This window comes from Enterobacter sp. 01-M-03-SI-ECC (assembly GCF_047530215.1).
Classification (GTDB): domain Bacteria; phylum Pseudomonadota; class Gammaproteobacteria; order Enterobacterales; family Enterobacteriaceae; genus Enterobacter; species Enterobacter chengduensis.
This window is the reverse complement of record NZ_JBLKDA010000032.1, coordinates 32,944-42,443: the sequence shown is the minus strand read 5'-3', so window position 1 is coordinate 42,443 and position 9,500 is coordinate 32,944. Positions and strand designations below refer to the sequence as shown.

The window sequence follows — 9,500 nt, the reverse complement described above, 5'->3', positions numbered from 1 at the left end:
ATGTTCTCCGTGTTTACGGCATTATTCCCCGTACCGTCAAAAAACAGGCCTATCGTCAGCGTCACGTCTTGCGGCGCGGGAGAATCTGACTCAGACGGCGTGGAAAGCGGTGGAGTGAAGGGCGGAGGTGATGTGACAGGCGGTTCATCCGGTTGTCTGCTGAATGACGAATGCCCCGTGGGTAGTACGGTGTCCTGAGTTACCGCACCAGCGTCCGATAAAGGGACGATAATGCGATTGCTTCCTGACGGACAGCCACATTTGACTTCGGAGTCATGAATAGCGGCCCACGCTCCGTCAATGATGAAATCCGGCGTGCCGGTGACAACGGTGCCGGGAATTTTACAGAGGGGACAGGGCGTTGTGTTATCGCCCACGCGAACCATGCCTCTGCCGGTATCCTGATTGACGGGAAGGGAGCTGATGCAGCGGGCGCCGGTGGTGGTTTTATCCCCGTCAAGGGCGAGACCGAGTGCATCAATACTGACAAAATGGAGCATTTCATATCCGTATGAAAAGTGCGGTTAGTGCACGAACTATACGCCCGGTCTGCAGGTGGAAAATATGTTTAGCACGCAAATTGTCACACCAGGAGAGAATTAGGATTTAAACCCGGTCTGGAGAAAGGCTTGATAATTTTTAATAGACCAACTTGTCCTTTACTCGGTTTTTTCCCGCACTGTTCACAAAAAACGATCCTCCTCTTTGATCAACTTTTCATCTTCGCCTATATGACTAGTCATGATATTTTAAATGACTAGTCATATAGGGAGAGAGCATGAACACATCGCTACCGGCCAATTTTTTATGGGGCAACTCGGTCTCCAGCATGCAGACGGAGGGCGCGTGGAACGAGGGCGGAAAGGGCATGTCGGTCTACGACATCCGTGAAGCCGGGGAGAATATTTCCGACTGGAAAGTGGCGACCGACTCCTACCACCGCTACCGGGAAGATTTCGACCTGATGCAGGATCTCGGCATGAACTGCTACCGCTTCCAGATTTCCTGGAGCCGCGTCTGCCCGCAGGGAGACGGTGATTTTAACGATGAAGGCATCGCGTTTTACGACCGCTTTATCGACGACCTGATCGCCCGCGGCATTGAGCCGATGATCTGCCTTTACCACTTCGATATGCCGCTGGCGCTGGCGCAGGAGTACAACGGCTTTAACGACCGCCGCGTGATGGAGGCCTTTATCCGCTACGGTAAAAAGATGATCGACTGCTTTGGCGACCGCGTGAAGTACTGGCTGACCTTCAACGAGCAAAACATCTTCCATATGCCGGAAGCCTTCCGCATTTCCGGCTATATGAAGGGCGACAAAACCCTGCGCGAGCTGTACGAGCTGCAGCATCATACGATGGTGGCGCACATGGCGCTGACCGAATACCTGCACCAGACCAAACCGGGCAAGCTGATGGGCGGCATGCTGGCGCACCAGCTGATCTACCCGGCCACCTGCAAACCGCGCGATATCTTCTGCGCCCAGCAGTATGACGAATTCCTCAACCAGAACCTGCTGCGCGTCTTTGCCGGGCAGGGCTACAGCCCGGCGGTAATGGCGGTGGTGGAGCGGGAAGGGTTTGGCGATATCTACCGCGCCGAGGATTTAGCCCTGCTGGCGCGCACCAAAAACGACTATATGGCCTTCAGCTACTACGCCAGCAAAACGCTGGACAGCGACGCCATCCCGGAAGGCACGCCGGTGAACGATTACCTGCTGCACGGCGAGAAAAACAACCCGTACCTGAAGGCCACCGAGTGGAACTGGCAGATCGATCCGCTCGGCTTTCGCACCATCATCACCCGCTACGCCAACGACTGGCGGATGCCGGTCTTCCCGATTGAAAACGGCATTGGGGTGATTGAGGCCTGGGACGGCGTGAACCCGATTGAGGACACCTACCGCATCGACTACCACCGGGCGCATATCGAGGCGATGAAAGCGGCGATGTTCGAGGACGGGGCAGAGGTCATTGGCTACCTCGGCTGGGGGTTAATCGACATTCTCAGCTCCCAGGGCGACATGCGTAAGCGCTACGGCGTGGTCTATGTCAACCGTGAAAACCACGACCTGAAAGACCTCAGGCGCGTGCCGAAGAAGAGCTACGCGTGGTTAAAACAGGTTATCCATACCAACGGACGCGAGATGTAAGCCGTACGCTGCCGGGCCGTTTTTGTGACTGATTGATGGGAACTCTCCGCTATGTCTGAAACAAAAATCACACCGCATATGCAGTCCTTTGTTGATAAATTTGTCGAGTTCTCGGCGCGCCTGGCAAACCAGGTGCACCTGCGTTCTCTGCGCGACGCCTTCGCCACGGTGATGCCCATCTTCATTCTCGCCGGTCTGGCGGTGCTGGTGAACAACGTGGTGTTTCCGTGGATTTTTCACGGCGATACGCTGGCACACTTCAAAGTGTGGGGCGAGGCGATTATTAACGGCACGCTGAACATCGCCGCGCTGCTGCTGGCGCCGATGATCGCCTGGTCGCTGGCGCGCAACAAAGATTTCGACAATCCGGTCTCGGCAGTGGTTATCGCCGTGAGCAGCTTCATCATCATGATGCCGATGCGCCTGCAGATTACGCCCGTCGGCAGCGATGCCACGGTGAACGTCACCCAGGTGCTGACGTTCGCCAATATCGGCTCGACCGGGATTTTCGCCGGGGTGCTGATCGGGCTGCTCTCAACGGAGGTGTTTATCGCCATCTCGCGGCTCAGGGCGCTGCACATTTCGCTGGGGGAAAACGTGCCCCCGGCGGTGAGCAAATCCTTCACCGCGCTGATCCCGACGATCCTCACGCTCTCCCTGTTCGCGGTGCTGGCGGCGATACTGGCAAACGTGCTGCATACGGACCTGATCCATCTCATTACCACCTTTATCCAGCAGCCGCTGCGGCTGATCAACACCAGCCTGCCGGGGACGATTTTCATCTATAGCTTCGGTAACTTCCTGTTCACGCTGGGGATTCACCAGTCGGTGGTCAACAGCGTGGTGCTGGAACCGTTCCTGCTGATCAACACCAACGAGAACATGCTGGCCTTCGCCAACGGCCAGCCCATTCCGCACATCATCAACAATATCTTCGTGCCGACCTTTGGCATGGTGGGCGGGACGGGCAGCACGATCTCGCTGCTGATCGCCATCTTTATCTTCTCCCGGCAAAAATCGGCGAAGCAGGTGGCGCGCCTGTCGCTGGCGCCCGGATTATTCAACATCAACGAGCCGGTGATTTTTGGCCTGCCGATCGTGTTTAACCTGCCGCTGATGATCCCGTTCGTGCTGCTGCCCGCCATCGGCATCTGGTTTGCGTGGCTGTGCACCACGCTGGGGTTAATGTCGCGCTGCGTGGTGATGATCCCGTGGACTACGCCGCCCATTCTCAGCGCCTGGCTGGCCACGGCAGGGGACTGGCGGGCGGTGGTGGTGCAGTTGGCAATCATCGTATTTGGTGTATTCTTCTACCTGCCTTTCCTCAAAATTGCCGAGCGAGTGGCCTTGAAAAACAGCGGGATAGAAAACTAACTGAAAGGAAGGACGATGGCGGCGAAGTACATCACCATAGCGCGGGAAATCAAGAAACGCATTATCAGCCAGCAGTACGCCGCCAACGAACCGCTGCCGGACCAGTTTGCGCTGGCGGCGGAGTTCAGCACCAGCCGGATGACCATCCAGCAGGCGATGCGCCAGCTGATCGTCGAAGGCCTGGTCTATACCCGCCAGGGGCAGGGCACGTTCATCCGCAAAAACTTCCTCCAGCTCTCGCAGTGGGATCTCTCCGGCAGCGACTATTTTGGCGCCACCAAAACCTGGGAACATCTGGGCACGGTCACGAGCCGGGTGGTACATTTCGAGCTGCGCTTCCCGAACGAAAAGGAGCAGGCCTCGCTGATGGTAAACGCCGATGCGCCTGTCTATGACTTCATTCGACTGCGCTTGCTGAACGGCGAACCGATGTCGCTGGATTCCACGGTGATGCCGATGAATCTGGTGCCGGGCCTGACGAAAAACCATCTTGAAGGCTCTGTGTTTCAGTACGTGCAGGAGACGCTGGGGCTGAAAATTATGGGGTCGTACCGGGTGGTGAGGGCGCTCAAGCCCAGCGCGCTGGACAGAGAGCATCTGGTCTGTGAGGAAACCGATCCCGTACTGGAAGTGGAGCAGGTGATTTATCTCGAGGACGGTACGCCGCTGGAGTACGCCCACTGCCACTATCGGTACGACCACGGCGGGATCGTGATCGTGAATAACGGATAAAAAAAAGCGGGCAACGTGGCCCGCTTTTTTAATGCTTCGCTATCAGTTCAAGCGCACCGGCATACCGGAGCGGTTCTGTACGGCCTGGTCAACGATGGTCGTTTCCACGTCTGGCTGAGAGGTCACCGCCTGCACCGCGCTGTTCAGCGTAACAGGAACAACTTCGTTGTTGTTGATCTGGTCTTCGCTGGTGGACAGCGGGTTGTGCACTTCGATGTAGCGGCTGCCGTCTGGCTCAGTGGTCGCTTTCACCGGTTCGTTGATGAACTGCACGCGCGTACCGACCGGCACGTTTTCGAACAGGAACTTGATGTCGTCGTTACGCAGACGCACGCAGCCGTGGCTGACGCGCAGGCCGATACCGAAGTTGGCGTTGGTGCCGTGGATAGCGTACAGGCGGCCAATGTACAGCGCGTACAGACCCATTGGGTTATCCGGGCCCGCTGGCACAACGGCCGGCAGCGGTTCGCCCGCAGCGATGTATTCCGCGTGCATTTTGGCGGTCGGCGTCCAGGTTGGACCCGCTTTCTTACGCTCAACTTTGGTGGTCCAGTTCATTGGGGTGTCTTTACCCAGCTGGCCGATGCCGATTGGCAGCACGATCACGGTGTTGGTGCCTTTCGGGTAGTAATACAGACGCATTTCCGCGCTGTTAATCACGATACCTTCATGAACGGTATCCGGCAGGATCAGCTGCTGAGGGATATTCAGCACGGTACCCGCTTTTGGCAGATACGGGTCAACGCCCGGGTTCGCTTCCAGCATGTTAGACAGGCCCAGCTGGTACTGCGCCGCGAAGTACTCCAGCGGCTGAGAGTTACCTTCAGGAACCGTCACCACCTGGTTTTGACCCACCAGACGGCTACCGTCTGTAGGCAGAGGGTACGTCACCGCAGACGCGGTCTTACAAAAACCTACTACGGCTAACGCCGCCGCAAAAAGCGTTGTTAATTTCATGTTCATGTTGTGCGAGGTATCTAAGCCATTCTGGCGATGAGTTGATAAGTCTGAATCTGTGATGGGAGCGCATTATATGTGCATTCCCGCTCACTGGGAATTCAGATGTGTACGAAATCACATTTTTTTCGATTTTGTTAAAGTTTAGTGGATTGCCGCAACACGGGATCTCAATTCGGAATTGTGGCATAATGCCGTGTTTATCACACTTTTCGCAGGAATCTCCCCGTGTTAGTTACCAGCAACGTCACTATGCAGTTTGGCAGTAAGCCGCTGTTCGAAAACATTTCCGTCAAATTTGGCGGCGGCAACCGTTACGGCCTGATTGGTGCCAACGGTAGCGGAAAATCCACCTTTATGAAGATCCTCGGCGGCGACCTGGAGCCGACGCTCGGCAACGTATCGCTCGACCCTAACGAGCGCATCGGTAAGCTGCGTCAGGATCAGTTCGCCTTCGAAGAGTTCACCGTGCTGGACACCGTGATCATGGGGCACGCGGAGCTGTGGGAAGTGAAGCAGGAGCGCGATCGCATCTACGCCCTGGCCGAAATGAGCGAAGAAGACGGCTACAAGGTGGCCGACCTGGAAACGCAGTACGGCGAGATGGACGGTTACTCGGCGGAAGCCCGCGCGGGCGAGCTGCTGCTGGGCGTGGGCATTCCTGTTGAACAGCATTACGGCCCGATGAGCGAAGTCGCGCCGGGCTGGAAGCTGCGTGTTCTGCTGGCACAGGCGCTGTTCTCTAACCCGGACATCCTGCTGCTCGACGAACCGACGAACAACCTCGATATCGACACCATCCGCTGGCTGGAGCAGACGCTGAACGACCGCGACAGCACCATGATTATCATTTCGCACGACCGTCACTTCCTGAACATGGTCTGTACGCACATGGCGGATCTGGACTACGGCGAGCTGCGCGTCTATCCGGGCAACTACGACGAATACATGACGGCGGCCACCCAGGCGCGCGAGCGTCTGCTGGCGGATAACGCCAAGAAGAAAGCGCAGATTGCGGACCTGCAGTCCTTCGTTAGCCGCTTCAGCGCCAACGCCTCTAAGTCGCGTCAGGCGACCTCGCGTGCGCGTCAGATTGACAAAATCAAGCTGGAAGAGGTTAAAGCCTCCAGCCGTCAGAACCCGTTCATCCGCTTCGAGCAGGACAAGAAGCTGTTCCGTAACGCGCTGGAAGTGGAAGCCCTTACCAAAGGCTTCGATGAGGGCCCGCTGTTTAAAAACTTCAACCTGCTGCTGGAAGTGGGCGAGAAGATTGCCATTCTGGGCGCCAACGGCGTGGGTAAATCCACTATGCTGAAAACCCTGGTCGGCGAACTGCAGCCGGACAACGGCACCGTGAAATGGTCCGAAAACGCGCAGATTGGCTACTACGCGCAGGACCATGAGTACGAGTTTGAAAACGACCTGACCGTCTTCGACTGGATGAGCCAGTGGAAGCAGGAAGGCGACGACGAACAGGCGGTGCGCAGCATTCTGGGCCGTCTGCTGTTCAGCCAGGACGACATCAAAAAGCCTGCAAAAGTGCTCTCCGGTGGTGAAAAAGGCCGCATGCTGTTCGGCAAGCTGATGATGGAAAAACCCAACATCCTGGTGATGGACGAACCGACTAACCACCTGGATATGGAATCGATCGAATCGCTGAACATGGCGCTGGAGATGTATCAGGGCACCCTGATCTTCGTCTCTCACGACCGTGAGTTCGTCAGCTCGCTGGCGACCCGAGTGATTGAAATTACGCCAGAGCGCGTGGTGGACTTCACCGGTAACTACGAAGATTACCTGCGCAGTAAAGGCATCGACGGCTAAAAAAAAAGCCCGGTGGCGCTGCGCTTACCGGGCCTACGGTTCAGCTTGTAGGCCGGGTAAGGCGAAGCCGCCACCCGGCAATGTTTAAAGCACCCACTCGCTCCCTTCAACCCCGTTCACCAGCAGCTTGCGTTTTTCCCCCGCCGGTAATGACACTTTCAGCGCCTTCCACGCCGGGCGATAGTCTCCGCGCGCGTTCACCTTCAGGTTGATGGTTGCGCCGTCGCACACCATTTCCCATTCCACCCACAGCGCATTGCCGTTCTGATAGCCCCAGGACTCGCCGTCGTCTTCAAACAGCAGCCCCGAGGTCGTGCCGACGCCTTTCACCGGGAACAGCTTCAGCTCGCGGGTCGTATCTTTTTCGGCACTCACATGCGTGATGCGCTCGCTCAGCGGCAGACCTGCTCCGGCGCGCACCAGCAGCGGCAGCTTTTCCAGCGGCGCATCGAGGACGATGGACTGCCCGCCCGCATACCACGCGTGGGTGTAAAAATCGTACCAGCCCGTTTCGTTATTCGGCAGCCAGACCCGGCGCTCGCGCTGCCCGGCTTCGACGACGCTGGCCACCAGCAGGTCGCGGCCCAGCAGGAAGTCGTCGCACTCTTCGAAGGTCTGCGCGTCGTGCTCGTGGTCGAGGAAGGTTGGGCGCAGCATCGGCTCGTCGTCGGCGTGCGCCTGCCAGAGCAGGGTGTAGAGATACGGCAGCAGGCGGTAGCGCAGCTCAATCGCGCCGCGAATCGCTGGCGTGACGCCCGGGTACATCCACGGCTCGTTCACCGTGTGGTCATCGTTCCACGAGTGAATGGTAAAGCGCGGATGCATCACTCCGTTTTGCACCCAGCGGACAAACAGCTCGGCGTCCGGCTTGTCGCCGGAGAAACCGCCGACGTCGTGGCCGACGTTGAACAGCCCGGAGAGGCTCATGCCCAGCCCCATGCGGATGTTATAGCGCAGGGTATCCCAGTTAGTGCGGTTATCGCCGCTCCAGGTCTGGACGTAGCGCTGCATCCCGGCACAGCCGGAGCGGGAGATGAGATACGGGCGTTTTTCCGGCGCAAAGCGCTGCTGCGCTTCCAGCGAGGCGCGCATCATCAGCAGCGGCATCACCGGGCGAATGTGCTTGATGGCGATCTCCCTGCCGAAGCCGAAGCAGCGCGCTTCCCCGTCCCACACTTCATATTCGTTGTTGTCGTTCCAGGTGGAGTCGATGCCCATCTCCAGCAGCTGCGTGGTCACGCCTTCCTGCCACCACTTCACCGTCTGCGGGTTGGTAAAGTCGAGGTGCGAGCCTTCGTCATCCCAGAAGCTTGAACGCTCCGGCGCATCGGTTTCTGAATCACGAATAAACAGGCCGCTCTCCGCCACTTCGCCGTAGCGCGGATGATCCTGCAGCAGGCACGGCTTGATGTTCGCGGCAAGCTTTAACCCGGCGTCGTGAAACGCCTGGCTCATCACCTTCGGCTGCGGCACCTTGTCGTAGTTCCAGTTGAAGACGTAGCGCTTGCCGTTGATGGAGGTATAGCCGGAGGAGAGCTGGAACGAGTCGCACGGAATGGCGTGCTCTTCGCACAGGCGGATGAAGTTCATCAGCTGGTTTTGCGCGTCCGGCGCGTCGGTATAGTGCATGGTCGAGCCGCTGTAGCCCAGGCTCCACTTCGGCCCGAACAGCGTTTTCCCGGTCAGGCGCACGAAGGCCTTGGTGACGTCCAGCACGCGCTTGCCGGTAAAGAGGTAGTAGTCGATATCGCCCGCTTCCGCCTGCCAGCGGCGGTAGGCGGTGTGGTAGTTGTCGATTTCGTTGCCCAGATCCAGCCAGCAGCTGCTCAGGTTGTCGTAGAACAGGCCGTAGCTGACGTCGTCACGGCGGGTGAGGGTGAACGGAATGTGCTTGTACAGCGGGTCGGTGCTGGCGGCGTTGTAGCCCATGGCATCGAGGTTGCGCATCTCGTAGCGTTTACCGTTGCGCTGCAGATCGCCCGCTTTTTCGCCCAGTCCGTAGAAACGCTCGTCCCTGCGGCGGCTGAGATAGTGCGCCGCACCGTCGCCGTGGGCGTTCAGCAGGTAGGCGCTGGTGGGGCGGTCGTTGACCAGAGGCTGCCACTCGCCCGCCTCGTTGCGATAGTGCCACTCCAGCCACAGGGGCTGGTGGACGGTCACGCGAAGCTGTTCGGTCGCCACCGTCACGGAATTTTCCTGCTGCGTCAGGGTCCAGGCCGGGCAGGAAAAGCCGCTTATATCGTCACGACGGCGACCTTCCCACGGCACGTCTTTTTCCGGCGCGATGCTCCAGGTACGATCGAGCGCCAGTTCGCCTTTGCGCTTGATCAGCACGCGGAACAGGTTCTCTTCCAGCACATACAGGCACAGACGGTGCTGGTTATCCACCAGCAGTTCCAGATGGTTTGCCGACTGCGTATCAACGGTCCAGTTTTTCAGGGTTTTCATATGCAATACA

The 9,500-nt window shown here is 58.1% G+C and carries 7 protein-coding genes; 4 read left to right on the top strand and 3 right to left on the bottom strand.

Annotated features, from left to right (window positions below; translation table 11 throughout):
• A partial coding sequence (locus ACMWKK_RS21885; protein WP_406542931.1) for a PAAR domain-containing protein occupies positions 1–500 on the bottom strand: 500 nt, incomplete at its 3' end.
• A gap of 278 nt (positions 501–778) precedes the next feature.
• On the opposite strand from ACMWKK_RS21885, the gene ACMWKK_RS21880 reads away from it, so the two are divergent.
• From ACMWKK_RS21880 to ACMWKK_RS21870, 3 genes are read left to right on the top strand one after another with little or no spacing between them, the layout of a single operon-like run.
• Entirely contained in the window at positions 779–2,155 is a 1,377-nt protein-coding gene (locus ACMWKK_RS21880; protein ID WP_045327423.1) for a glycoside hydrolase family 1 protein, read from the top strand.
• A 51-nt stretch (positions 2,156–2,206) separates the two neighbouring features.
• Positions 2,207–3,529, top strand: a complete 1,323-nt coding sequence (locus tag ACMWKK_RS21875) for a PTS sugar transporter subunit IIC (protein WP_112781531.1) — start codon at positions 2,207–2,209, stop codon at positions 3,527–3,529.
• A 15-nt stretch (positions 3,530–3,544) separates the two neighbouring features.
• Positions 3,545–4,261, top strand: a complete 717-nt coding sequence (locus tag ACMWKK_RS21870; protein ID WP_112781532.1) for a GntR family transcriptional regulator — start codon at positions 3,545–3,547, stop codon at positions 4,259–4,261.
• 42 nt (positions 4,262–4,303) lie between these two features.
• On the opposite strand, the gene ldtB is transcribed toward ACMWKK_RS21870, so the two are convergent.
• On the bottom strand, positions 4,304–5,224 hold the full coding sequence (gene ldtB / locus ACMWKK_RS21865; RefSeq protein WP_161656428.1) for a L,D-transpeptidase: 921 nt from the start codon (positions 5,222–5,224) through the stop codon (positions 4,304–4,306).
• A gap of 222 nt (positions 5,225–5,446) precedes the next feature.
• Here ldtB and ACMWKK_RS21860 point away from each other — a divergent pair, with 222 nt between their 5' ends.
• Positions 5,447–7,042 carry an ABC-F family ATPase gene (locus ACMWKK_RS21860; RefSeq protein ID WP_008501187.1) on the top strand — a complete coding sequence of 532 codons (1,596 nt, stop codon included), beginning with the start codon at positions 5,447–5,449 and terminating at the stop codon, positions 7,040–7,042.
• An 84-nt stretch (positions 7,043–7,126) separates the two neighbouring features.
• On the opposite strand, the gene ACMWKK_RS21855 is transcribed toward ACMWKK_RS21860, so the two are convergent.
• Positions 7,127–9,490 carry a TIM-barrel domain-containing protein gene (locus ACMWKK_RS21855; RefSeq protein WP_161656427.1) on the bottom strand — a complete coding sequence of 788 codons (2,364 nt, stop codon included), beginning with the start codon at positions 9,488–9,490 and terminating at the stop codon, positions 7,127–7,129.
• Positions 9,491–9,500 lie beyond the last annotated feature (10 nt).